Here is a 26,762-nt window from a genome sequence, read left to right as displayed (position 1 = left end):
ACTAAAAAGAGTCGTATAAAACTCTGTATTGAGTAATTATACGACCCTTCATTTAGCTTTTTGGAGATGCTCAAGTTTCAAATTATCAGCTCATATTTTTTAAGAATGGAGTTTTGACACACACCACGCAATAATTATTTTTTGCTGATATTTATCTGACAAGCCGACTACACGCCGCGGCCCTCGTTGGGCAGATGGCCGAAATAGTCTTTAAAACACTTGGTGAAATAAGACGGCGACGAGAAACCTACGTCGTAGGATATCTCCGACACGGTCTTCGATGTGGTGCGCAGCAGCTGCTCGGCAGCCTTCAGGCGCGTTATGCGTATTATCTCAACGGGCGACGAACCTGTGAGCTGCTTCACCTTACGGTAGAGCTGCACGCGACTAAGGCCGAGTTCGGCGGCAAGAGTCTCCACATTGAGCTCTGAGTCAGACAGATGCTCCTTCAGGCGATGTCTGAAGTCGGCCACAAAGCGTGTATCGGGATCGTCGGCAGCCTTGTCCTCCTCTGCCTCGGCACCCGAATAGATATTTTTCAGTTTCATGCGCTCATTGAGCAGATTGCGCACGCGCGACAGCAGCACGTTGCTGCTGAAGGGCTTGGTTATGTAGGCGTCGGCGCCGCAGTCGTAGCCCTCGGCGCGCTGGTCGTCGAAGGTGCGGGCCGTGAGCAGTATGACGGGCACATGGCTCGTGGCCGTCTCCGCCTTCAGCCGGCGGCACATCTCAAGACCATCCATCACGGGCATCATCACGTCGCAGATAACCAGGTCGGGCACATACTTGACGCACAAGGCGAGGCCCTCGCGGCCGTCGGACGCGCACTTTACATCGTAGTGGGCCGAGAGCAGACTGACGATATAGTCTTTAACGTCGCTGTTGTCGTCTACCACCACTATCGACTTGCGATCGCCGTCGTCCTGTGCCGTCATCATCTCCACACCGCCGCCCATAGGTATGTCTGCCGGAACGCTGTCGCCTGTCTCCAAAGCTGCTGCATCAGGCTGCTCCACTATGGTTTCTCCGGGCTGCGTCAGCGGCAGACTCACCGTAAACGTTGCCCCGCCGTCGGCATTGGCCTCTGCCGTAACCTGTCCATGATGAAGGTCGACGAAGGCCTTTACTATGGCAAGTCCGATGCCCGTGCCTCCGCGGTTTTCGGCTGATGCCTGGAAGAAGCGGTCGAACACGTGGTTAATTTTGTCGCGCGGTATGCCTATGCCCGTATCGCTTACGGTCAGGCGCGCCATGCCGCCGTCGGCAGCAAGACTTATCCTCACTCTGCCGCCCTTGCGGTTGTATTTTATGGCGTTGCTGATAAGGTTATAGCATATACGCTCCATCTTATACAGGTCGGCCTCTATGTTTATGTCGTGGCCGCAGTCAACGCTCAGCTCCACGTCCCTGCTGTCGGCCAGCGGCGCAAAGTTGGCCACCCACTGCCCTACGCTGTCCGACAGGTTGAAGCGGCTCACGGTGAGCTGCATCTTGCCGTTCTGAATCTTGCGAAGGTCGAGAATCTCGCCAACAAGTCTGAGCATGACGTCGACATTCTTTCTTACCAGGCAGAGCATGGAGCGCTGCTGCGTGGTCAGGTTGTCGGCCTCGAGCATGCGCCTGACAGGGTCGGCAATGAGGGTGAGCGGTGTGCGGAACTCATGGCTTATGTTGGTGAAGAACACCAGCTTGGCGTTGGCAGCATCCTCGCGCATGCGCCGCTTTACTACGATGGTACGGTAGAAGGCTACAAACGAGAGCACCAGCAGCACAAGGATGATGATGAACATCATGAGGTAGACCTTCTGATGGCTGTACTGCGTGAGATACATGTTCACGCGGTCGTGCATCATGTTGAGCTTGTCGTTTAGCTTGTTCATCTCTTCGGCCTGCATCAGCAGCACCTCGGCGTTGTCTTTAGTTACGAGGGCTGTCTTCATCAGGTTCTCGCGCTGGTAGGGATGCTTCTCAAGAATGCTCATGGCCAGCTGCATTACCATGTCGCCGCGCGTGGGATAGATATATGATGCGTCGAGCACGCCGTCGCGCACCAGCTCGATGCCTCCGCCCTTGCCCGGCAGGGCGTCGATGCCGATAAACTTTATGCGGCCTGCCAGTCCGCGTGCCTGGGCTGCCTGACGCGCGCCTAGGGCCATGCGGTCGTTGTGTGCAAACACGTAGTCGATGTTGCCGCCCACGCTGTCGAGCATGGCCTCCATGGCCTTGCGCCCGCTCTGCTGCATCCATGTACCGCTGCTCACGGCCACCAGCTCGATGCCCGGATAGTGCTTCAGGGCGTCGGCAAAGCCCTGATGGCGCTCTATGGCCGGCGACGAGCCTTTAAGGCCCGTAATCTCCAAGACACGCCCCTTGCCGCCAAGGCGCGACGCGATATACTCGCCCATGGTGCGCCCCATCTTTACGTTGTCGGCGCCGATAAATGCCGTGTATTTGTCTGAACCGGTCTTGCGGTCGAAAAGTATTACGGGTATGCCTTTGTTGTATGCGTTCTCGATGGCCGGCGTAACGGTGTTCATCTGGTTTGGGGCGACAATAAGGATGTCGACGCCATCGTTTACAAAGCCGTTTATCTGCTCAGTCTGCCTTACGTTGTCGTCGTTGGCCGAGGCCACCCTCAACGTGACGTTGTCGTAAAGATAAGTGCCGGCAAGCATCTCGGTGTTGAGCTTTTCGCGCCAGATGTCCTCGCTGCACTGCGACATGGCTATAACATACTCCTTACGGTCGGAACAGGCCGTCATGAGCGTTAACATCAATAAAGACAAAACGTAAGCAATATTTTTCATAGTCTGACCTCTGTTGGTTAATGCCTCACATAAGAGGCTATCCTGCATTGGATAAAAAACTTTTTTGAAAGAAAGAGCAGCGGCACGCATGCCGTAGGAAACGGGCGGCCAACATACCGCTGCTCTTTATATATTATATAAGATGTGTATATATAAGCATCAGACGGATACTCAGCTGAAGCGGCGGACATACACATCACAGGTCTCTGTCGCCTTACATCAACCTTATTTGTCGAGTTTCCATACGCAGCCGTCCTTGGTATCTTTCACCTCGAATCCGGCAGCAGCCAGCTCGTCGCGTATGCGGTCGCTTGTGGCCCAGTCTTTCTCGGCCTTTGCCTTTGCCCTGAGGCTCAGCACCATGTCAACCACCTTGCCGTAGGCTTCCTCGCGTGCGTCAGACGAGTTGCCCTTCTCTTCCTTCAGTCCGAGCAGATCTATCGCAAAGAGGCGCATCGTGTCGGCAAGCTCCTTCAGGCAGTCGGCACAGATAGTGGCCTTGTGGTCGAGCAGCTTGTTGACCACTCCGCAGGCCTCAAACAGATAGCTGATAACCTGAGGTGTGGCAAGGTCGTCGTTCATGGCGTCGTAGCACTTTTGGCGCAGGTTCTTCACAAACTCCTCGGTCTGCGCGTCGCACTTGTCTGACACGGGCACGCGGTCTAAGTCGGCGATGCCTGACATCAGTCGGGCCAGTCCCTTCTCGCTTGCCAGCAGGGCTTCGTTAGAGAAGTCTACCGTGCCGCGGTAGTGGGCAGAGAGGATGAAGAAGCGTATCGTCATGGGCGAATAAGCCTTGTCGAGGCTCGGATGGTTACCCGTGAAGAACTGCTCGAGCGTGATGAAGTTGCCGAGGCTCTTGCCCATCTTCTGTCCGTTGATGGTTATCATGTTGTTGTGCATCCAGTATTTCACCATCTGGTCGCCCTGGCTTGCCACGGCCTGCGCAATCTCGCACTCATGATGCGGGAATACGAGGTCCATGCCTCCGCCGTGTATGTCGAAGTGGTCGCCGAGATACTTGCGTCCCATGGCCGTACACTCGCAGTGCCATCCGGGGAAACCGTCGCTCCAGGGGCTCGGCCAGCGCATGATGTGCTCGGGCTGCGCCTTCTTCCACAGGGCGAAGTCGGCCTGGTTGCGCTTCTCGCCCACACCGTCGAGCTGGCGGCTGGCGTTGATAACGTCGTCGAGGTTGCGTCCCGACAGTATGCCGTAGTGATATTTCTCGTTATATTTTGCGATGTCGAAATAGATGCTGCCGTTGCTCTCATAGGCAAAGCCGTTGTCTATAATCTGCTTCACCAGCTCCTCCTGCTCTATGATGTGTCCCGTGGCGTGAGGCTCAATGCTTGGCGGCAGCACGTTGAGCGCCTTCATGGCGTCATGATAGCGGTTGGTGTAGTGCTGTGCTATCTCCATAGGCTCGAGCTGCTCCAGACGTGCCTTCTTTGCTATCTTGTCGTCGCCATCGTCGGCATCGTGCTCCAGATGGCCCACGTCGGTGATGTTTCTGACGTAGCGCACCTTATAGCCCTGATGCTTGAGGTAGCGGAACAGGATGTCGAAGGTTATTGCCGGGCGTGCATGGCCAAGATGCGGATCGCCATACACTGTAGGGCCGCACACATACATGCCCACATTGGGGCTGTGGATAGGCACAAAGAGCTCCTTACGGCGGCTCAGAGTGTTATATATAAAAAACTTTTGTTCCATATTTTATTGTTTAAAATTAAACATGTCATTAACAGAATGATAACGCAACCCGACAACAAAACCACCAAGATACGTTTGAGCGTTATGCCCCGAGACGCTGATTATCTTATGCAAAGATAATGCAAATCGAGAGCAGAAACATCAAGCGTGCTTGAATGTTATGCCGAGATGCAGCTTATTATTATGCAAAGATAACGCAAATCGAGAGCAGAATCGCCAAACCACGTTTGAGTGTTATGCCGAGATGCTGATTATCTTATGCAAAGATAACGCAAATCATTGGTTTAACAAAATCAATGCAATGTTTTTTGAAAATATGTCAAAAGTGAACATCAGAAGCCACGCCTCTCATTTATATGCCACGGATAAAAATATTCGCTGAATAAGATTTCACATTCCGGCTATTTATACTTGAATCACATTAAAGCCCCAATCTGTTATTAAGATTCGGTCGGGATTTTTGTTTTATCTTGAGCAGATTTTCGTTAATTTTTCACAAGCACTCTTATAACTGGCTACGCCGAAGTTAAAGGAGTTCAAGCAGTTAGAATCAAATGCCAACGTAGTGCTTGCGACAAGAAGCAACAAGACTTTTGGAGCCTCCAAGTAGTACAATGTAGGGACGCACCTCAGGTGCGTCCACATATCATCAAACATTCCATTTTATCGTAAACCATTGTAATACAATGATTATCGGGAAACGCTGTTTAATTAGCCTGCGCTGAACTTGGTATGCGCTTAGCGCCTTGCGCCAATAGAAATAAAAGACTGGCTGAAAACTGGAATGCACAAAATTGATAAAGCTACGTGCAATCCAATGACTGATTTGGGGGTAACAGACAGACAGCGACAACGCCTGCCTCCATTAGCTGCAAAAAAATCATAAGGAGAAAGCACGATTATGCTTAAAGAACATTCAGAGAGAAAGGCGGGAAAAGAAAAACTGTAATCAAAATCAGGTATACAGGTTTCAAATCATTAACCTATCGTTTACGCATCGTAACTCGGCCACTTTTCACTCAAAAGTGGCATGTTTTTCAGGGCCAAACCGGCCTTTTGATTTTCATATTTTGGCAAGTGGCTTGTTAAGAAGATGCAGAGAGGCATCAGCAGGCATGTATCACAGCCTGCCACATGGCGAAAGAGACGCTGCGCACCATAAGAGATGACAAAAGGACGTGCCGCCCAAATTCCCATGAAAGGAACCGGACGGCACGGAAAATATCAACTTAGCCCTTAAACGAAGTTAAAGGCAGAAAGCAGGAACATCAAAACTAGCATTTCGGGTGGATGTCGAGCTTAACAGGGCGAACCATGTTCTTGGCATCAAGGATGGTGTCGAGATCTTCCTGAGTAAGTATTCCTTCCTCAAGCACAAGCTCAACAACACCGCGGCCTGTCTCCATGGCCTTCTTGGCAATCTCTGTAGAATGCTCGTAACCGATGTAGGGGTTGAGGGCTGTAACGATGCCGATGCTGCGGTTAACCTCGCGGCGGCAGTTATCCTCGTTGGCAGTAATGCCGTCAACACAGAGCGTGCGCAGTGTGTCGCATGCGTTGGCCATAAGGTCTACTGACTCGAAGCAGCACTGAGCCATGACAGGCTCCATGGCGTTAAGCTCCATCTGGGCAGCCTCGCCGGCCATTGTGACACAAAGCTCGTTGCCGATAATCTTGAACGCAACCTGGCTTACAACCTCAGGAATAACGGGATTTACCTTTCCGGGCATTATTGACGAACCGGGCTGACGTGCCGGGAGATTGATTTCTGCGAGACCGCAGCGCGGACCGCTGGCCAGCAGTCGAAGGTCGTTGCTTATCTTGCTCATCTTAACGGCAATGCGCTTCAGCTCTGACATATAGCCTATCATGCAAGATGTGTCTGAGGTTACGCCCACGAGGTCTTTTGCGAGAGTGATGTCCCATCCGGTAATCTCTGCCAAAGCCTTAACACACTTCTCTGCGTAGCCCGGCTCAGAGCAGATGCCCGTACCTATGGCAGTTGCGCCCATGTTGACCTCAAGGAAGTCGGCTGCAGCCTGGTCGAGATGCAGCAGCTCTGCCTCAAGTATGCTTGCAAAGCCAGAGAAGGTCTGTCCGAGAGTCATCGGCACAGCGTCCTCGAGCTGTGTGCGTCCCATCTTTACGATGTGTGCAAACTCTTCCGACTTCTTGCGGAATGCCGCGATAAGCTCTTTGATATGTGGAACAAGGGCAAGATGGCTGGCATACATGCCCATGTGGATAGCCGTAGGATATGCGTCGTTGGTAGACTGTGAGCGGTTCACGTGGTCGTGAGAAGAACAGTGCTCATAGTCGCCCGGCTTGAAGCCCATGTGTTTCAGCGCAATGTTGGCGATAACCTCGTTGGCGTTCATATTGGTGCTGGTGCCTGCTCCGCCCTGAATCATGTCCACGGGGAACTGGTCGTGATACTTACCGGCCAATATGTCCTGACAAGCAGCCTTGATACCCTCATACTGGGCATCGGTAAGCAGCCCGAGCTGATGGTTTGCCTCAGCAGCAGCCCACTTTGTGTATGCCAGACCGTTGATGAACAGAGGATACTGGCTGAGTTTGAACTTACTGATTGAGAAATTCTCAACGCCGCGCAATGTCTGTATGCCATACAATGCGTCTGCCGGAATCTCACGTGCGCCGAGGAGGTCGTGCTCCATACGGATATTCTTTTCTGAATTCATAGTTTTAAGGTTTATATTTCAATTATGTGTTTTTACTATATTATTAAGGTGTTTCGGCATTATGTCCTGCCTCCTTCCTTTCAGTGTCAAAGATAGTGCTAACTTTTCATTGTGCCAAACATTATCAGGTTTTTAACACATCAAACGCACGTATTAGCGTAAAACAGGCTAAAAAACAGTACATATATCTTACAAATAGTCAACAAACGGCAAATTTGGCATCGTCATCTACTCACCGGCAGTCATATGTCCCATCTCCGTTCTTTCCGGTATGTCCTCACAACTGGCATAAAAAATGATGGGAGCATCCTCACGGACACTCCCATTCTCTCCTGCAACTTGACCTGTCGGTCAAAATATAAAAAACTTACCTAACTCTTATTTTCGTCACCTGCGAGCCGCTCTCTGTCTCTGTGCGCACGACAACCATGCCGCTGTCGACACCATTGAGAGTGCAGGTGAAGTTGCCGCTGGGCGATACTTTCTTCAGAAGTGCACCGCCTGCCGACCATACGCTCACTGAACGCAGAGCCGTGTCTGACGTAACGACAACCTGGCGCGGAACGATAGAGCTTACGCTGACGTTGCCCTCTGCGCCCGTTTCGGTTATGCCTGTTGTGCCCGAGCCGTGACCTATCAGGAAGTAGCGGCCGTATGACGGACCGTTCACCGTGAGCTGATAGCCTTCGTAGAGCGGTGTCTCGCTCTGCAGCTCGGCGTCGTAGATAGCGGCATCCTTAACGGCTGCCACGCCGCTGAACGTAAGGGTTACAACTGAGCCGTCGGCTGCCGTAACGCCTAACGGTATACGCTGTGCGTCTTTCAGCTGGTTGACGCTCACTGCCGTGTTGCCGGCTACGGTGTAAACCTTAGGAGCGTTGTCGGCATTGCCTGTCAGTCCACTAATCATCTGTGCGTCCTCCATGCCGAAGCCGTTGCTTGCCGAAGCGGCATAGCGCACAGCCGCGCTGCTTGAGCCTTCAGCGTCTTCTGCCGTTATCTTGAGAGAAGCAGGTGCAGGAATTGGCAAATTCGACGCACCCATCTCCTGCATATCAGCCATAAACGTTACGGTTACGCCATCGGTTGCAGTGGCAGGATCAGCAGCCTCAACATAAAATACTGAATAAGGAACTGCAAGATATTTTCCTTCAGACCACGTCTTAGTATCGGCATCGTATGTCACTGCTGTTGAAGTCACATCAGAATTATACCAATATTTCTGTGCCAGCACGTCGCTATTGGCAGCAACAAACGCCTGGACATCGAGCGAAGCCATAAACGGATTACCTACCATCAGATACTTGCCGTCAGCAGACGGAGTAAGCGTAACTGTAACTTTATCAGAATGAACATACGTATACGGATCACTGCGATCAACCATGTTGCTGACAAGCAGCTTGCCTGCATTATCACGATTCAATGTTCCTGTACTTACATCATAGCTTGCATCAGCCTTCGGGAAACGGAACAGCAATGATGTTGCATCTTTAAGTACACCCTTGATAGAGAATCCACCACCTGCAACATAAGGCACGCTTGCGTCGTTGTATGCAGAGCTCCATTCTGTAGTAAATGATACAGGGGTATTCGTACCTTGCAAGTTTTCAACGATTTTTGCTCCTGTACTCCAACTGCGCTGGTAAACGGCAGGATTCAGGCGGCTATAGCCTCCATCAGTGAAGTTGATATCCTTGAAATACTCTGTCTCTTGCTTTCCTGTTGTAGGAGCATACCAGTCGCCGGCAACAACGCCCTGCAGCGGTGTGCTTACGGCTGTCCATTGTCCCGGAGTAATCTCCACGTCTGTCCATGCCTTATCATATATCAATTCCTCGGCATGCAGCATCTGTGCGCCCGGCTCAAAGTGGATGTCACGGCAGATGTTCACACGGTAGCGCTGTGTGGAGAGCGTTTTATCGCTGGTATTATCGTAGGCCATCAGGTCATACTGGATATTCTCTGTCGGCAGCCCCATGTGAGAAGGACGATCGCTATCCCATTCTTGTATGCCCTCCTTAGTCGTATAACCTGCCATATAGAGCTCAGCCTTGCTGCCTCTCGGCATAACTACATTGGAGAACAGCATAGGTACAAAGCCATTGTCCGTCGTGTTTACTTCATTAGTTTCATATTTACCGTCAGTATTCTTAATGTCCGTCGCATCCGCGCGTTTCCAGTTGGCATCATTGTTCCAGTTGAGTGTGGCGACGTCCGTACCTTGCCATACCAGATATTCAGGAACGACTTTCGTCTTTACCGTAAACTTACCGAAGCACGCATTGCTGACATCACTTCCTTCTTTACCGTGCTCCTCAAAGTGAACGGCAAAGGTATAGTAATATCCTTCCTTGGGCTGGAACCGGAAGTCGTTAGACTGCGTTGTCTCCGTATCAAAATATATTTCCATGTAGTCATTAAACTCACTTTTGTCGTTATACTCTTGAGCGTGCAACGACTTTATGTAGCCGATAGGCAACGAGAATTCACTAAACCCTTCAGGGAAATACTTACTCTTATATGCGGGGTCGTCGGTATCGATAAGATATATCTTGCTATATACATCTGCAGACGTAGCCGTAACCATACCGATATATGTTGCGTTCTCTGAGACATACTTAGCACCACGCAGATCCACTCTCAACGGTTTGTCGGCTGTTGTCTCAGCTATCTGGTCCATACCTATGCGCAAGCAGGGATTGAAATCATCCGCAGGATACTGAACGGGATTAAAACCTGCATGCAACTGCGGAGCATCGCCAGAGACATTAAGTTCCAACGGAACATAATTCCAACAAACTTTTGCCCAAGAATCTTTATCGATTGTATCGTCCGGAGGGAATATCATCGGTATCGGTTGAATAACCAATTTCAATCCTGAGTTCAATAAGGTTATATCAAGATTCTCCTTATGCAAAACCAACCGGTTGTGTGCTCCATCAGCCTCACCTGTGTCTTCTAAATATTTCTTTATAACAGAAATCATATTTTCTGTCAACTCGATGCTTTCCGACGTTCCTGTAACAGTATGTTGTCCTGGCTCCACACCAGTAAGATCTTCATTATCGGGGTAAATCTCACGGAATGTGGTAAGTGCCTGCTCCAAAGACACACCATACACCAAATCATTCTGCATATACTCTGCTTCAGTCCCAAAGAACCAATCGAAATATACACCTTTATCTACTATAATATAAGACTCTGATCCATCGTCCTCCTGCTTAGGCACACGCACCTGAGCCGAGAAGTTGAATATCTGTCCGGCGCAGAAATCCGTAGACGGATCCACCACCTCTCCATTTACACGAAGCAGTGTCTGTGCTGTAACGGTAAAAGAGGTATTTATGCCACACTCATCATTGTTAATGCTTTCTTGGAAATCACTCGAGGATGCCTCATTCCCGTCATTGACCTGAATCAGCATCATATAAGCACGGTTAGGGGTTAAGTCTGAATAGAAATCTACAGCCAATGCTTTATTTCCGGACTCATCCGTCGTACGATAGAAGCTATATTTACCGTTTACTATATTTTGACTGGCCAAACGAGGATGTGGTTTATCATCATAAGTTGTATTTTTGTCAAAATCAAGATTAAAATACAGCGTGTTATATTTCTGATTGTATCCGCCATCAGAAGTATTGTCGCCGACTTCGACCACGGAGTTTTCTATCGCCTCTTGGAACTTACCCGAATTCTGTGCCAGATAATCATCATACTTTGCCTTGTCTACAAAGCAGAAGTCAATGGCATCAACCTTGTCCTGACCTTCTTCTTGACCAAGGCGCGAAAGCAAACGATTCCAGTCAAGCTTAATACTCATCAAGGTACGTTCGTTCGTACAAGTGGCATCCAGCTGCCTCACCTCAGCACTCGGTGTAGCTATATATACACGTATGTCGTCGATATACATATCTCCACCACCGGTCGACGCGCTGTTGTTGTCTATCTGAAGTACGTACGAGTCATAGTCAGCATCCGCGTCTATAACAAACGAGAAATACATCTGCATCCATTCATTTGTATCGCTGCCGGTACCAGGCATGCCACCTTTAAGATAGTCTGTACGGCGCACCTGACTGGAAGACTGGCGATAGATAGGCTCATACACTGTCCCCAAGACTGGGTCTGTCTTCACACCCATAATAGAGAAAAGCATGTTTGCATCAGCCATAGAGGAATTCCAACCCGCACTCTTAAGCCAGGCTGTGACAAACAGCTCTGAACCCTTGCACAACTTGCGTCTGAACGGCAGGCGGGCGATTACTCCAGGACGGTCGGAAGCATCGATATACATATGGTAGTTGCTGCCGGGAAGGGGTTTGGCATAGGCATTTTTCGTACCATTAGTCCAATGATCACCTTCCATAAAATCGTTCATAATAGAATAAAATCCCCATTCCGGATATTTATTACTATTCTCGAAATCGTTATTATTAGCGCCATCATAGAACGAATAGGAGTTAGAGGTCCATGCCAGCGGGAATGGATAGAACGATGCCGAGCCATACGTGTCAGCCACCGCAGGATCGTAGTCAAAATTAAGCGACGTCAGCAACTGATAATTCTGCTCCAAATACTTATCTGTACGGAACTGATAATATTTCAGATTTTCATTTTGAATCGTTCCATTTTCAATTTGCTCTAACTGGGTTTGCGTCAGCAATCTCGTATCGCGTATGAAAGTAAGATTAAATCTGGCTAAGTTATACGTCGTACCTCCAACAGTCTTGGTGACATAAATGGTTGCCTTACTGTTGTCGGCATTCACATATTGTGTCTTATCCGTATTATTTTTATTAGGATAGTTAAATTGTATAATACGGGTCATTCCAGTAAGCTCTTTTGTTGCCAACGTGATTCCAGACCCGTTATCTTGCAAAGATATGTTTAATGTATCACTATCGGCATCTTTCGAAACTCCCGGTATGGCATACGACCAGGCATCCTTCGACAACGCTACAAGCTCTTTCGTATTATCAGACACTCTTGTATAAGGGAACGAGATATCATATTCTTCCAGATACTTCTTCCCTTCGTCAAGCGTTCCTCCTTGGTATGCAGAATCATTCAACCGTCCCATGCCTTCTTGCCACGTTACAGTTGGATTTGTATCACGATTATCCACTGTTACGATATAAAAAAGTACACGATGCGTAAGCGTCGGTTCGTATGTATTGCCGTCGCTTTGAGGCTTGTTGAATGAAGATTCCGAAGAACTCTCCCTGTCAAAATTCTTAGTATAATCAGTGTATGAAGAAACATCACAGGCTACCAGATAAAAATTATTATCATATTTTTTTGCGGCATCTTCACCGAACCATGCTTTAAATTCCTCGTCGGTAGGTACGTAGAAATTTACCTTGTACATATTTGCCCCTTTAGGATAACCAACATAGCCGTTAGCATACCGGAAGAAAGTACCACTAACTGCCGGAGTAAGCAAATCCCATACTTCATTCGCTTCCGTATTCATAGTACGAAATGTGCCATCCGTACGGAAGCTATGCCAACGCTGATAAGACTTAATACTGGTATTAGTCCCCAACTTATCAGGAATCTCAAGTGACACAGAGGTACCCTTATGCACATAAATCGTATCCATATAAGTATGTGCCGCCTGGACTTCCGTTTTACCATCCTGAAGCGTAAACATCTTTGTATCATCATCAAAGGTATCCATTGCCTTTGCAGCATCGGATATCCCGCTTCGCAGATCAAACCATTTCGCAGCCTTATGCGTAATCGTTACTGACGCATTAGTTTCATTATATTTATCCCCTTTCACCTGCGCCACAACATTCTGGGCAACGAACATTGCGCAGAAAAGGATGAGAAGCGTATATAAATTATGTTTGTATTTCATGATTTAGTTCCTCCTTGATTTATTTTATGAACATATTGAGCATCTCATGACGCAGATAGTCGAGGCCGAACTCCGGTGTACGCGTTTTGCTCTTAAACGGGAAGTTAGTAATGTCGTCGGTAAATACCTTTACTGTGTATGTGCGGTTGTATGTTGCTCCATTATCCTGCCACGTAACCAAAAGGCTCAAATCAAAAGTCTTGCCGGCAGATGCCGTAACATGGCCCTTAATAGTTTTCACATTAGTAGTTTGGCTTTCAAAGATTATGCCGTCAACACCTTCTGGAATATTCCAATTACATTCAGGATTAGTAACTGTGGTTGTTCCTCCACTATTTTTCACTCCATTTACGGTAAACTCAAACTGGCATCCTTCGGGCACTACTATTTGATATGTATTATCAAAGCCTGTAATCTGAACTTCCACCGGCAGACTGCCTATCGGGCTTACCCAGCATTGCGCTGCGAGATCGAGGCCATAGTCGTTGAGCTGCAGCGTAAGCGGGAAGATGCTGTTGCGCGGAAGCTCGCCTCTTGAGGTGGTTGCCTCGTATGTAATTCCGTTCATCTCGTCAGTAGTAACGCTGACATTAAATTTATGGTCTGCCGGTGAAGGGTTTACATAAAAGTCAGGAATAACAAGTGTTCCTGTTGTACCTGTACCGTCAGCTTTCAGAGTGCCGTCACCAGGAACAGTTATAGTCTTTGTCGTTGTGTATGCCTCACCTTCCAAAGCTTTATCTGAGAAGAGAGTTATCTTGTCGGCATATCCGCCGAACGACAGGGCTGTAACCTTTGTGTTGGCCTTGCCCGTGATGCTCATTCTTATCTTGCTGACAAGGCGGTCGAGACCGATAGAAATGCTCTTGGTGGTAGCCGTAACCACAACCTGCTGCTTTGCACTCATAGGGATAAACTTACCATCAGCAAAATTAATCTTTGCAGCAGGATCATCAAGCACGATATTGTCTATATAAATACCCTTCTCCGTAAGAGATTCGCCGTCTCCCAATCCTGTAAGGCTGCCCCACTGGCCATCATAATAAGTATCAATGTTGGCAAAGGCATACACAGTGTATGTGCCCAGTGTTAGCGTGAAGTTCTCTGAGGTCCATGTCTTCAAGTTTCCCACCTTTGCCGCTTCGTCATTACTCAAATCAGGCAAGAATTTCTTCACTACCTTGCCGTTCTGTATAAATAGCACGAGCAGGTTGTGCATATACTCGCTGTTCTGCCCCACTTCGGTACCCTCTCTTGTGTTCAGGTCGCCTTCCTCACGTGCCGTGATGCTCAGCTGAAGCATGGCGGGAGCATTGTCGTCGCCCTGGTCGATGTCGTCGTCGAACGAGCATGAGGCGAGTGGCACGGCGCACAGCCATGGCAGCAGCCAGAACATAGCCTTATATATATGTTGCTTTATCTTGTTCATAACGTCAGTGTTTTTTCATTATATTCATTACATCACATAGGCAGAGTCTCCGGGTCGAGCAGGAGCCAGTCGTTAACATACACGTCAACAATCAGACTCTCCTCTTCCGGTACTTCGCCTCCGAGCGAATAAACGCTGTTGACCGTAAGTTTATATATATTGTTTCGCACAATGGCATACTCCATTATACCCTTCTTTGTATCATCATTGTCATTGCTGTGGCGCACCCACCATGTGTAATAGCATGTGGCGTCTTCGTATGTGCGCGTTCCGTAAGGCTGCAAGGCAATACGCGTAACATTACCATTCTGGTCAAGAACCACTTTTCCATTTTCGTCTTTTGAATAGCCACACTCATTCAGCATATATTTGCCCCATGTAAGCGAAGAAGCATTCGCAACAGTTTCCGAATCGTCTTTACCCTCAGCCAGTCCTTCAAGATATTTGTTATATCCCGACGGATCATTGGCAAGCAACGTGGATGTAATAAACTGTTTTACATCCCCCCATGTCGCGCAACTTGTTATATTGTCTAAATCAGCAAACTCACTTCCATAAAATCCGGCCATCATATCCTCCATTGAGGCATAAATCTTTGTACCATACACGAAGAATGTTTCTCCTTCGGTATAATTTGCCACGCCCTGCGGATGGAACTTTGCCTTGAACACCACGCCCGTGCTGTAGTCGCTGCCTGCCGCATCGGCTGCCGTAGTGTTTTCGAGTGTATAGCCTATACGCTGCCATTTTTCTGTTCCGTCAGAAACTTCTATTCCCGGCTGAACATAATCAGCCCAATAATTAGGGTTTTGCGAGATGTTGCCAAACCATTCGCCGTAAAGGTCTTCGGCTGTTTTAACTTCACCGTCAATGGTAAAGCTGTTGTTGTCTGATGTCTTGACTGCCGTCCACGGGTCGAGCACGTAATTTGTTGCTACATAGTTAGCGTCAGCAGTTTCATCACCGAGATAAGACAGATTGGTGCCGTTAACATCGTCAGCCACGCGCTTCAACAGATAGCTGCCTGCCGTAAGATTGTTCACCAGGGCTGCGCCGGTTATCTCAACAGTGGCACCGGAATATTTCGGATCGGTACAGGTATAAGATGCTTCAGCCTTATAGTCGAGCCTTGCTGCCATGCGCTCTACGTTTACCTCAGCAGTGGCAGGATCATCTTCCGGGTTAGATTCAAGCGTCAGCGTGGCGTCGGCAGCTGATGTCATTACAAAGTTTGAATATCCAGACTCTGAAGCTGTCCATGCCGCGGTATGTATATGGTCGCGCACGTCGGCGAGCTTGAGCGACCTGCCTGTCCACCAGTCTGTGCCCGGATTTGCCACCACAATCACATTGTAGGTACCATTTTCAAGGTCTACCTGCTTTGCAGCTGTCGTATAGGTGCGGTCGATGCCGTTGCCCGGCTCAGTATAGTCTGCCTTGCTAAACGTCACGGCAGCCTTGATCGGTATATTGCCAGCACTGTTCACTCCCTCCTGTTCCGTTCCCTGATAGAAGAAAGCTACAGCCGATGTTATTGCGTTTTCATTAGCCTGTCCTGTCTCCAGTCCGTCGCCTGTTTCGCCTCCCGTAGGATTATTAGAGCGCGTAGACGCGCCTTGCAGCGAGGCAAAACTGAACGACACATAAGAAGATGCCGACATGCCGCCTCCGCCAGTAGGAGTGGTGCCGATGTCTTCCTGCGCACAGCCCGCCGCGAGAGATGCCATAAGCAAACATCCCATGACGCTCTTAACCGTATGTAATATATCTTTGTTCATAGCCATTCTCGATTATTGGGTTAGCTGTATCCATCACAGTTCTGCAAGCTGCACTCGCTTGCTCCATCCAAGCACACTGATGCTTATTTCAACGTAGTAAAGGCGGTCGCCCTTGAGGAAGAAGTCTAGCTGATAGTCGTATCCGCGGTCGAGGAACTCCTGTGCCGAGTAGCGGTAAATATCCTCGCTCGTACGCAGACGACTAAGCAGGTCGGGAAGATTCACACGTATAACCTCTTGCTGAGTTTCTTTATTTACGACAGACAGTATGCCGTCGTCTTTCGGATCATCGTGGTACAATATTCTTGAAGTCATAAAGTCGGCATGAGCTATCTTGCCCACTCCGTCAATGGGGTCGCCGTTAACGTCGGTTGCCGGCGTGCGGTCGTCGGTGTTCCATGTGGCGTGCGGCGTGTAGATAACGGTGTTGGTCTCGTCGAGCGAGTTGTCCCAGAGAATGTGTGAGTTGCGGTCGGTGATGGTCATGTCATATTTGGCAATGTCCATCTGTGTGGGGTCGTCGAGTTCGCGCAGCGTCACGTTTATTTTCTTTGTGTCGCGCATGAGCGAGATGGTGTGATAAGTAGGTTTTTCAGCGAACACCTCAACCGGCTCAACCTCCATGCCGTGCCAGAGCGTGTCGAGTGGCAGCCCGTGATTGTCTACGAGGAGCACATTGTTGCCCTGCGGCGTTGTGTCGAGTTTGATATTCATTGCGGTCATGTCATCGCCCGCAGTAAGGTCAGAGCGCACGAAGCGCGCGCGTCCCGACTCCATCTGCTCCGCGTAAGAGTCTTGTCCGGCAAGCACTATAAACTTATACTTGCCCGGGTCGAGGTTCATATGCATAGAATAAGCCGGGTCGGCCAATGGTCGCGAACTGCCTACATTGGCCTCTGACTGGCGTGTGACATACTTGCCATTTTCGTCGAACACATAGACATCTACAGCTCCCACATGGTCGTTGAACATGTCGGCACGCTCAAGGTTATAGTCATACTTGAAGTTGAGATACAACCCCATGGGACAGTCGTCTCTGTCGTCGGTCATCATGTCACACGATGTAAATATCGATACTGAAGCCGCTAATAACAGCCAAGTCAGACGCTTTATCGAAAGATACTTCATAAGCATATATATTTTTTGTTTTTATTTCCTTTATTAATCTCTTTGTCACATTGTCGTTGCGCGGCGACATAAGCTATTTTTTTTAACTGCGCCGGGGCAGCCCCGGATGTTGATCTGTCTGTGTTGCTTAAGCAGATGTTTAGCCTTAGGCTGTTGTTATTATGTTGTGGGCACTTACCCGTGAGCGTCGTGCCTCGTTGTTATCAGTTTTGGTTTGCGGCAATATTGTTCCGCAACGGCTCCTCTCCCTGTGCCGGAGCTACACCCCGCCGTATATCATGGTGTCTCTGCGGGCAGACTTACATGCAGGCCACACCTCTGTGGTTTCTGCCTTTTTAAGAAAATGTGCGGCCGGCCTATACCGGCCGCACACGGATGTTGTCAATTAACTTTAATTTTTATGAAGTTCAATCTTATTACAGATCTACGCTCTGACTACGCTTAGCCCAAGAGAGGACATTGATCTTAACAGAAATCCAAGACTCTACTGGATCATCAGGAACACCATATGGATCTGGAACATCAGCTGAACCGATAGACTTGATTGATGTTACTTCTATGTTGTACCAGTTGTTACGTAGTACACCATAACGGCCGAGCCATTTTGCTTCAGCATCAGGGTCAGGATAAGATTCGGTTTTATTATCTGCAGACCAAGGTGTCAAATCATCACCAAAGTGCTTAATCATAACAGGATAATAAGCAATTCCATCTGCATAGCATGAATAAACATGACTATTAATTTCCGTTAATGCAGCACTATATGCTTCACCACCGTTTTGTAGTTCAGTAGGAACGCTGCCTTCCTTAAATAGGGTGCCTGCACCGTCTTTAAATGTAATATTTGCAACTTTAACATCACCTGCGGTCTTGTCAAAGGAAACCTCAAGTACTGAAGCAACATCCTGCGTACCAGGATTTAATTTATCCTTCAGCACATTACTTACATTTTCATTCTCAATGAAATATTTTTTCACCAAATTTTGTATATTCTCTGTGTTATATATAACATCTTTATTGTTGTCAAATGTATAGAAAGTTCCTGTTGCGTCTGCAGTTTCGCCATCAAATTTCAACTTAGCAGCAACAATTACACGGGTTGTCTGATTTTGATTCTGATTCGCAACGTTAAATGTATTTTCCTTACAATACATAGCACTTAATTCACCAACACTTGTCAGCGATGTAGGTGTGGTTCCATTTAAATTGTTAAAATCAACAGCACTATAACTACTATAATTCGGGTCCACTCCCCAATATGTACGGTAAAGACCGGCACTTACAGGAACAGAACCTACAAAACGATAGTCATTAGCAGCTCCAACTTCAGGAGAAGTAGCTGTTGATGCATTATAGCTCCACCAATTAGCGCCAACCATATTGCGGACAAGATATGATACCTTATTTGTAACATCCAAAGTCCATCCCTCTATTGAAGCAGATGTAAATGTCCCATTTCCAGAAGAATAGGCACTTCCCTGAGTTACAGTAACTTTAGCAAGTGCTCTTTCTACATAAATATTTGCAGCCGGATTAGCCTTTGCCTCAGCCTCTGTTGTAAATACATTCTCTGGGTTAATCTCTGTAAGAGTAACTACTTTACCGCCATCAGGATTAGTTGTCCCTCCTGGTGTTGTATAAAGAGGTGCATTTGTCATCAGAATATGACTATTACTATTTATCAATGTATTACTTTCATCAATAACTGTAGTCATAAAGTATTCCAAATTTTTTCCTGTATAATCGTTAGTGTCCCCTAATGCATTACCTTTATTCAATACGACTAAAGCATAAAGATTGTTATTTGCCGATGGCTTTTTAATTTTCTGTGTCAACTGATAAGATGTTGTTATATTATCAGTATTAGTACCAACATTTGTTGCATCCGGAAGTGTAAGAGTATAAACACCTGTTACAGTAGCAGCATCTTCTGAAGTACCCTCAAGAACAATCAGTGTTGCATCATCAACAGCATATTCATCTGATGTACCATCACCAAAGTTGTCGTTTGCAGCACGAGAAGAAGGGGTAGTAGGCAGATTAATGCCCAAAGAGATATAACCCTTTTCACCCGGCAATACGGTCTGTCCGCCATTGTCGATGACGTCTTCATTTGTACACGCTCCCAGCATCAGCGCCGCCAATGCGAAGGAAAATAATTTTACTTTCTTCATAATTTTAAAAATTGGGTTGGTTAAAAAATTAAATTAGTTATATTATCATATTATTACATGTCGATTATTTGCAGGTTTTTGTCTACATTCTCAGCCCCGGCCTGTTTAGCCTGATTGAGGAGCAGTCTTGCCTCTTCGATTTTTCCCTCAAGCATGGCAATAACTCCTCTTGCATGAATAGCCTGCGGCATATTGCCGGCTTTGTCAAGATATCGCTTTGCTCCTTCAATGTCGCCATACTGAAGTCGTGTACATGCAGCATTGATGTTGGCTGTGGGGTTGTCAGGATACATACGTACTGCCGTTTCCATAATCTCGTTAAACTCGCGCGAGCCCGGCTCATAAGTCTGAGCCACCATAAACATCTCCTCGAGCGAGAGCTGCTGGGGCTTGGTCTTCATAATCTCCTTAGCCTCTTCAACGGTGAACGGGCGCACGCTGTAGCTCACCACATAGTCAGAGTGGCGCAGGGCGGGATACCAGTTTTCGAGCATGAAACGATAGTCGTCAGGATAAGTAAGCTTTATCTTCCATTCCTTATCATCAATGTCTAACGATGTATTGTCTATAAGCTTGAGTATGGCGTCACGGTTCTGCAGATTGCTCTCAACGACATACTTTCTGAGTCCTTCCCAGTCCTCAGGAGTAGAAGTTACCGAGAACGTAGTGTCGTCAAGATTTACGAGCTTGCGCACATAATCTTTAAGCGTCTTAGCACGGTTTTCTGCAAGATATGCGTTATGCTCATAAGGCGACTCGGGCGATGCGTATCCGTGTATCTCGATATTTGTTATTGTAGTGTTCTTATCGTTCTTCACAAGGTTGATAGTCTTTATTATCTTATCAAGCTCTCTCGGGTTGTTACGATAATAAGGATATAGAGTTATCTTGTCTACGGGGAAGTCGATAAACGCGCGTCCCTGCTCGTGGCGCACCTTCTGTCCCTCTGCCTCGGGTCGCATATACGGCATGAACGGCGTGCGCAGGCGCTTCAGCTCAACAGTGTTCTGATCCTTTATGTCGCCGCATCCGCAGAGGTCTTCAGCCACGATGACGTTAGAGTTCTTCATCCAGTCTTCATAAGGCAGCACAGCACTGTAATGCAGCGTCTGCTCGGTGTTGTTCTTTCGTCTAACCACCACCGCATTGTCGGCAAAATCCTTATATCCGCTTCTCTGATAAGATATGTCCTGCTTACGTCCGTTAACGACAATCTGCGGCATCAGTCTTTCTTCGGTATTATTCTTGATGATGGGCGTAAAAACGAGCCGCATATTAGAAGCCAGCTTCAGTGAGTCCATGTTAAGATCGAGATTAACAACCATTGTCTGGCTTGTATTCTCCACCCTGAGGTTCTCCACACTAATCTTTTCATCAGCAAGTTTAAGCCCCGCGCTCTGTGCCTGCAGCGCAAGCGGCGCAAATAACATACATGCACAATATATAGATAATCTTTTCATAATTCTATTTTTGTTAAGTGAATCAGAATATGTAAATAAGACTCAGCGCAGCCTTTGTGGGGCCAAAATAGTTAGTGTGCGACGACTTGAGTTTCTCGCCGCATATTCCGCATTTATACTTGTCATACTTTATATAATCGTATCCAAGTCCGACAGATGCCTCAAAGTTCCAGTGTTTAGATATCATCCACTGATATCCTGCCGTAACGCCTCCGCCTGCATACCATCCTTCATAGCGGTGGTCCTTAAGCTCGGGGAAGAATCCGAAAGGCAGCTCAACGCTGCTTACGTTAAACTGTCCGCCCATAAGATGAGCACCAATGAACCAGCCATTGAAGCTCTCGCAGAACCAATAGCGGTATTCAGGCATAACAAGCCAGTGGCGCAGACTCGACTGGTCGCCGCCCGACTGCTTCCACGGATTAAGACCATAGAACAGCTGCAGCGTGCTTCTCTTACCTACTGAGGCTTCAATTCCTATATTTGGAGTTGTGGTAGCCCAGTATAATGCATTGGTCTTCAGAGCCACATTCTGTGACATGGCCGAGAGCGAAGTAGCCAATACGACTAGTGCTGTACTTAATATGCGTTTAATCATAAATCCTATAAGTATTTAATTTTCATTTTTCAGGCTATTGCATCAATCATATCATCAGATATGCTTCCGCTTTCATCTTATTAGTTAGTAGATAAAACTGCATTCTCAGACCGAACATACACCATATTTGGTTTTTTCAGTTAGCAGTTTAGTTTTTCAACCACTATTACATGATTGCCTTCATCGGGGGTATTCACCTTAAGACTATACTAAATATCTACTTCGATTACCGGTATTTCACATTAGTAGTCAGAATGCTGGCACCATTAAGGTTAAGCTGGTTCGACATTTTTGTGCATTATTCATTTTTTCAAAAGACCAGCCTGTTAGGCATATCTCATTAAAGAATTTTATTTTTCAATTATTCAATTGCAAAAATAACAATAAGCTAATATAAGCGCCCCCCGCGTTAAAAAAGTTTAAATAAACACTTTTTTGCATTTAAAAATTTGAGTGTTTCAAAGATACTTTTAGATAAAAACATCGACAACAAATGAAATAATAATTATATTTTAGCTAATCATAGCTATATAAAAACATTCACAACACACACACCTTAACCCCAATCGGCCATCAGGCCGCATACGATTTATGCTTTAAAAACATGTTGATGCCTTAAGCCGTATTCTTGTTTCCTCCTGTTGCCCTGCAGTCTGCCTTTTCCCGCCATAGCCCGCCATGACCGACGAAAAATCAACGGCAATCAGGCAAAATCCCCAAGGCAGGCCTGAACCAAACTATTAGGTCACATGCCTGACAACTGAATGACACGATGAAACGAAAAAAAGCATATGGCTTACAATGTGATTCAGACTGACGTTCTCATACTGAAGTATTCAGAAATTAAAATCATCCGGCCGCAAAAACGGGCAGTTTTCGTGTGCAAGCGCAACGCGCTACGGCATAAGGCGTTACGCCGGATGAAGGCAATGTGTGCAATGTTTTTTGTCCCAATTAGGACAAAAAAGCCATTATTTCAATAAAAACAGGGTGGTTTCAAGGTCTGAAACGGCCTATTTTTGATGTAAAAGTGGCCGAGTTATTCAGAAAAAGCTGCCCGTTTGGGCATAAATGTAAATATTGTTTACCAAAACACGGCCATACATGGCTCATTATTTTCTATTTCGTCAGAAAATCCGTACAAAAACGAAATGACACTTTGGCATGTAAAAGAGCAAATTATAAAGCAAGACAATACACACCACGAACCCGAAGGGCTGCACCTCAGTAACCGTGGGTGGTACACCCACGGATGCAGCAACGCAAGAGGCATCACCCGAAGCGGTGATACTTCATAATTAAGGATAAAGATAATACGAAAGTAGCACCACTTCGGGTGCTTATCGTTACACATCGGGAAATCCGGGCGTGGCTACGCCACACCCGGTTACGAAAGTTTAGCCCTTCGGGCTGCATATCCTCTTCGGCATACAGAACAAAACGCATGAAAAGGAAACCGTAAGTATGCATATACAATATGAAAGGACACAAGAGCGCATGAAGAGAAGACCGTTTAAAAGCATACAAACAAACCAAAACGAATGAAGTGGTATGACGGCAAGTATGCACTTCTAGCACGAAAGGAACAGCAAAGCGAATGAAGCAAGAACTCCAAAAGACGCACGCACCACGAGCCCGAGGGGCTGCACTTCAGTAACCGTGGGTGGCACACCCACGGATTCAACCACCCCAAAGAGGCATCACCCGAAGCGGTGATACTTCATAATTAAGGATAAAGATAATACGAAAATAGCACCACTTCGGGTGCACATCACCACGAATAGGGGAAATCCGGGCGTGGCTACGCAAGGCTGCGCCACACCCGGTTACAGAAGTGAAGCCCTACGGGCTGCATATCCTCTTGCGGCATCTAGAACAAAACGCATGAAAAGGAAAGACATAAATATGAATATACAATATGAAAAGGCACAAGAGCTCATGAAAAAGGAAATGTTTAAAAGCATACAAGCAAGCCAAAACGCATGAAGAGGTATGACGGCAAGTATGCAGTTCTAACACAAAAGAAATATCAAAGCGAATGAAGCAAGAACGCAAAAAACGCACACGCCACGAGCCCGAAGGGCTGCACCTCAGTAACCGGGGGTGGCACACCCACGGATTCAGACACCCCAAAGAGGCATCACCCGAAGTGGTGATACTTTTAATTAATAATGACTGTCAATGTAAAGGAAGATATTTCTCATCATATTCAATACCCATTGAATTCAAGAAGTTAATATATTCATCTCTCAGCGACACTTTTTTATGATGTTCTTTTTGTCCTCTCACATATTCCACAACCCTACTCAGTTCATTTGCGGAACAGGAAAATGCAGAATATCCGTCGGCCCATCCGTCCCACTCCGGAAAATTCACATTACCCTTAAGCCAAACACTAGAACTCTGCTTCACTATACGTGCAAATTCTGCCACCGACAACTTTGTAGGTAACTCTGTTATCATATGTACGTGGTCGGGCATACCGCCAATACGTATCAGTCTGGCCCCGAGTTTCTTCACGATTCCCAGTATATAAGCATAAAGCTCTTTCTCATGTTCTATGTATATAGTTCTTCCCCGCAAATGGGTAACAAATACGAAATGAATAATTATCTTTGAATAGCTCATGTGTCCTGAATCTTTATGTGAGTGTTTAATAATATGTTTTTCTTTATTATTTATGAAACTCCCATGCCAGACTTTTATTGTGCTTTTATCTTTATAATTATAAAATATGTCATGATAATATAAGAGTAGCACCGCTTCGGGTGCAGGTCGCCACTGCATCGGGGAGTCCGGGCGTGGCTTAGCAAGGCTGCGCCACACCCGGTTACAGAAGTGAAGCCCTACGGGCTGCATATCCTCTTGCGGCATCTAGAACAAAACACATGAAAAGGAAAGACATAAATATGAATATACAATATGAAAGAGCATAAGAGCGCATGAAAAAGGAAATGTTTAAAAGCATACAAGCAAGCCTAAACGCATGAAGAGGTATGACGGCAAGTATGCAGCTCTAACACAAAAGGAACAGCAAAGCGAATGAAGCAAAAACGACAAAAACACACCACGAGCCCGAAGGGCTACACCTCAGTAACCGTGGGTGGTACACCCACGGATGCAGCAACGCAAGAGGCATCACCCGAAGCGGTGATACTTAATTAAATGAATGAAGAGGCATGCAAGATGAAACCAGCCGGAACAGAACAGCCATAAGAGACAGGACAAACAAAACATATATGCATAATATAAAGTACACGCGGGCGCGCATACTTGCGCCCCGGCACATCGGGCATGACATAATTTAACTTGCCGAGCTGAAAAATATAAGGCCATTTATTTTGCTTTACCGCTGATTTTAGGTAACTTTGCCAAAAGTTTAACCTGAATAAAGACATAATTTTTAATTTTTTCACCATGGCTTATACACGCATAACTGCTGCCGAAGCTGCGGCAATGATTAAGAACGGAGAGAACATAGGTCTGAGCGGATTTACGCCCGCAGGCACCGCCAAGGCCGTAACCAAGGAGCTGGCCAAGATAGCTCAGGCTGAGCACGAGGCCGGCAGAGAGTTTAAGGTAGGACTGTTCACCGGCGCCTCTACAGGACAGAGCACCGACGGCGACCTGTCGAACGCGCAGGCTATAAAATACCGCGCACCCTACACCACCAACTCTGACTTCCGCAAGCACGTAAACGCAGGCGAGATAGCCTACAACGACATCCACCTGAGCCACATGGCACAGGAGCTGCGCTACGGCTTTATGGGAGAGGTTGACTGGGCGATAATTGAGGTGTGCGACATCGAGGAAGGCGCCGACACATGCAAGGCTTACCTGACGGCTGCCGGAGGCATCAGCCCTACAGTGGCACGCCTGGCAAAGCACGTGGTGCTGGAGCTTAACAGATTCCACAGCCCCGAGGCAAAATATCTGCACGACGTATACGAGCCGCTCGACCCGCCGTGCCGACAGCCGATACCTATCACACACGTGAACGACCGCATAGGCACACCCTATGTAGAGATAGACGCCAAGAAGATTGTGGGCGTTGTAGAATGTAACATAGCCGACGAGGCAAGAGCCTTCAAGGATGCCGACCCGATAACTGACCAGATTGGACACAACGTGGCACAGTTCCTCATCAGCGACATGAAGAGGGGCATCATACCGCAGTCGTTCCTGCCGCTGCAGAGCGGCGTGGGCAGCACTGCCAACGCCATACTGGGCGCACTGGGACACGACGAGAGCGTGCCTAACTTCAACATCTACACCGAGGTGCTGCAGGACAGCGTGGTGGGCATGATGCTCGAGGGACGCATCAAGGACGCGTCTACATGCTCGCTGACAGTGTCTAACGAATGTCTGAAGCAGATCTACGACAACATGGACTACTTCAAGCAGCACCTGACGCTGCGCCCGAGCGAGATTTCAAACTCGCCTGAGGTTATCAGACGACTGGGCGTTATTGCCATCAACACTGCCATCGAGGTTGACATCTACGGCAACGCCAACTCTACACACATCAGCGGAACGAAGATGATGAACGGTATTGGCGGAAGCGGCGACTTTGAGCGCAACGCATACATAAGCATCTTCACCTGTCCGTCAACTGCCAAGGGCGGTCTTATCAGCTCTATCGTACCGATGGTAAGCCATCAGGATCACTCTGAGCACGATGTAAACATCATCGTTACAGAGCAGGGTGTGGCCGACCTGAGAGGCAAGAGCCCAATAGAGCGTGCACACCTCATCATAGAGAACTGTGCTCATCCTGACTACCGTCCGCTGCTGCGCGACTATCTGAAGATTGCCAAGATGGGACAGACACGCCACTGCCTGACAGCTGCCTTCGCCATGCACGACACTCTGATGCGCAAGGGCGACATGCATCTGACAGACTTTGCTGAGTATGTTAAGTAATTATTTTAGAAGTTAGAGGGAGCCAAGACATATGGTCTTGTGGGTATGCGGGCTATCATTCTTATTAGTCTCATTACTCCCATAAAATAAGGGGCTAAGGCGTTTCGCCTTAGCCCCTGTTTCATGGGATGGGAATTATGGGAGAAATGAGAGTGATAAGACTAATAAGGCTGATGAGACC

The 26,762-nt window shown here is 47.5% G+C and carries 13 protein-coding genes; 2 read left to right on the top strand and 11 right to left on the bottom strand.

Features of this window, described 5'->3' with window-relative positions:
* Positions 1 to 167: 167 nt before the first annotated feature.
* The 10 genes from EJL04_RS13050 to EJL04_RS13005 all read right to left on the bottom strand — a co-directional run bounded on the left by EJL04_RS13050 (position 168) and on the right by EJL04_RS13005 (position 21,658).
* Complete coding sequence (locus EJL04_RS13050) at positions 168 to 2,807, bottom strand: hybrid sensor histidine kinase/response regulator transcription factor (RefSeq protein WP_125105211.1); 2,640 nt, start codon at positions 2,805 to 2,807, stop codon at positions 168 to 170.
* Between the two features lie 225 nt (positions 2,808 to 3,032).
* A complete protein-coding gene (gene cysS / locus EJL04_RS13045) occupies positions 3,033 to 4,523 on the bottom strand; it encodes a cysteine--tRNA ligase (RefSeq protein WP_125105210.1) in 1,491 nt (496 codons plus the stop codon).
* A 1,274-nt stretch (positions 4,524 to 5,797) separates the two neighbouring features.
* Complete coding sequence (locus EJL04_RS13040; protein ID WP_125105209.1) at positions 5,798 to 7,225, bottom strand: aspartate ammonia-lyase; 1,428 nt, start codon at positions 7,223 to 7,225, stop codon at positions 5,798 to 5,800.
* A 367-nt stretch (positions 7,226 to 7,592) separates the two neighbouring features.
* Positions 7,593 to 13,091 carry a hypothetical protein gene (locus EJL04_RS13035; protein ID WP_125105208.1) on the bottom strand — a complete coding sequence of 1,833 codons (5,499 nt, stop codon included), beginning with the start codon at positions 13,089 to 13,091 and terminating at the stop codon, positions 7,593 to 7,595.
* A 19-nt stretch (positions 13,092 to 13,110) separates the two neighbouring features.
* Positions 13,111 to 14,520: a hypothetical protein gene (locus EJL04_RS13030; RefSeq protein WP_125105207.1), complete on the bottom strand. Its 1,410-nt coding sequence runs from the start codon at positions 14,518 to 14,520 to the stop codon at positions 13,111 to 13,113.
* A gap of 32 nt (positions 14,521 to 14,552) precedes the next feature.
* The gene (locus tag EJL04_RS13025; RefSeq protein ID WP_164511774.1) at positions 14,553 to 16,298 is read right to left on the bottom strand and encodes an Mfa1 family fimbria major subunit; all 1,746 of its coding nucleotides are present in this window, start codon (positions 16,296 to 16,298) and stop codon (positions 14,553 to 14,555) included.
* A gap of 33 nt (positions 16,299 to 16,331) precedes the next feature.
* Positions 16,332 to 17,432 carry a FimB/Mfa2 family fimbrial subunit gene (locus EJL04_RS13020; RefSeq protein WP_241209997.1) on the bottom strand — a complete coding sequence of 367 codons (1,101 nt, stop codon included), beginning with the start codon at positions 17,430 to 17,432 and terminating at the stop codon, positions 16,332 to 16,334.
* A gap of 410 nt (positions 17,433 to 17,842) precedes the next feature.
* On the bottom strand, positions 17,843 to 19,600 hold the full coding sequence (locus tag EJL04_RS13015) for an Mfa1 family fimbria major subunit (protein ID WP_125105205.1): 1,758 nt from the start codon (positions 19,598 to 19,600) through the stop codon (positions 17,843 to 17,845).
* A 53-nt stretch (positions 19,601 to 19,653) separates the two neighbouring features.
* Positions 19,654 to 21,060, bottom strand: a complete 1,407-nt coding sequence (locus EJL04_RS13010; RefSeq protein ID WP_125105204.1) for a DUF3868 domain-containing protein — start codon at positions 21,058 to 21,060, stop codon at positions 19,654 to 19,656.
* Positions 21,061 to 21,082: 22 nt separating this feature from the next.
* Positions 21,083 to 21,658, bottom strand: coding sequence for a DUF3575 domain-containing protein (locus EJL04_RS13005; RefSeq protein ID WP_125105203.1), 576 nt, complete (start codon positions 21,656 to 21,658; stop codon positions 21,083 to 21,085).
* 1,151 nt (positions 21,659 to 22,809) lie between these two features.
* Between EJL04_RS13005 and EJL04_RS16420 the strand changes: the two genes are divergently transcribed.
* Complete coding sequence (locus EJL04_RS16420; RefSeq protein ID WP_164511773.1) at positions 22,810 to 22,956, top strand: hypothetical protein; 147 nt, start codon at positions 22,810 to 22,812, stop codon at positions 22,954 to 22,956.
* Positions 22,957 to 23,836: 880 nt separating this feature from the next.
* On the opposite strand, the gene tnpA is transcribed toward EJL04_RS16420, so the two are convergent.
* Positions 23,837 to 24,286, bottom strand: coding sequence for an IS200/IS605 family transposase (gene tnpA / locus EJL04_RS16415; protein ID WP_164511772.1), 450 nt, complete (start codon positions 24,284 to 24,286; stop codon positions 23,837 to 23,839).
* A 789-nt stretch (positions 24,287 to 25,075) separates the two neighbouring features.
* Here tnpA and EJL04_RS12995 point away from each other — a divergent pair.
* Entirely contained in the window at positions 25,076 to 26,581 is a 1,506-nt protein-coding gene (locus EJL04_RS12995; RefSeq protein ID WP_053397543.1) for a butyryl-CoA:acetate CoA transferase, read from the top strand.
* The last annotated feature ends 181 nt before the right edge of the window (positions 26,582 to 26,762 follow it).

The organism is Prevotella marseillensis (assembly GCF_900625065.1).
GTDB lineage: Bacteria > Bacteroidota > Bacteroidia > Bacteroidales > Bacteroidaceae > Prevotella > Prevotella rara.
The sequence above is the reverse complement of the archived record's forward strand: the minus strand, read 5'-3'. Positions and strand labels throughout refer to the sequence as shown.

What these genes read in the sequence shown, in the direction of transcription:
- EJL04_RS13050 (WP_125105211.1), bottom strand. Translation starts at nt 2,807, where the DNA reads ATGAAAAATATTGCTTACGTTTTGTCTTTATTGATGTTAACGCTCATG.
- cysS (WP_125105210.1), bottom strand. Translation starts at nt 4,523, where the DNA reads ATGGAACAAAAGTTTTTTATATATAACACTCTGAGCCGCCGTAAGGAG.
- EJL04_RS13040 (WP_125105209.1), bottom strand. Translation starts at nt 7,225, where the DNA reads ATGAATTCAGAAAAGAATATCCGTATGGAGCACGACCTCCTCGGCGCA.
- EJL04_RS13035 (WP_125105208.1), bottom strand. Translation starts at nt 13,091, where the DNA reads ATGAAATACAAACATAATTTATATACGCTTCTCATCCTTTTCTGCGCA.
- EJL04_RS13030 (WP_125105207.1), bottom strand. Translation starts at nt 14,520, where the DNA reads ATGAACAAGATAAAGCAACATATATATAAGGCTATGTTCTGGCTGCTG.
- EJL04_RS13025 (WP_164511774.1), bottom strand. Translation starts at nt 16,298, where the DNA reads ATGAACAAAGATATATTACATACGGTTAAGAGCGTCATGGGATGTTTG.
- EJL04_RS13020 (WP_241209997.1), bottom strand. Translation starts at nt 17,432, where the DNA reads ATGCTTATGAAGTATCTTTCGATAAAGCGTCTGACTTGGCTGTTATTA.
- EJL04_RS13015 (WP_125105205.1), bottom strand. Translation starts at nt 19,600, where the DNA reads ATGAAGAAAGTAAAATTATTTTCCTTCGCATTGGCGGCGCTGATGCTG.
- EJL04_RS13010 (WP_125105204.1), bottom strand. Translation starts at nt 21,060, where the DNA reads ATGAAAAGATTATCTATATATTGTGCATGTATGTTATTTGCGCCGCTT.
- EJL04_RS13005 (WP_125105203.1), bottom strand. Translation starts at nt 21,658, where the DNA reads ATGATTAAACGCATATTAAGTACAGCACTAGTCGTATTGGCTACTTCG.
- EJL04_RS16420 (WP_164511773.1), top strand. Translation starts at nt 22,810, where the DNA reads ATGACACTTTGGCATGTAAAAGAGCAAATTATAAAGCAAGACAATACA.
- tnpA (WP_164511772.1), bottom strand. Translation starts at nt 24,286, where the DNA reads ATGAGCTATTCAAAGATAATTATTCATTTCGTATTTGTTACCCATTTG.
- EJL04_RS12995 (WP_053397543.1), top strand. Translation starts at nt 25,076, where the DNA reads ATGGCTTATACACGCATAACTGCTGCCGAAGCTGCGGCAATGATTAAG.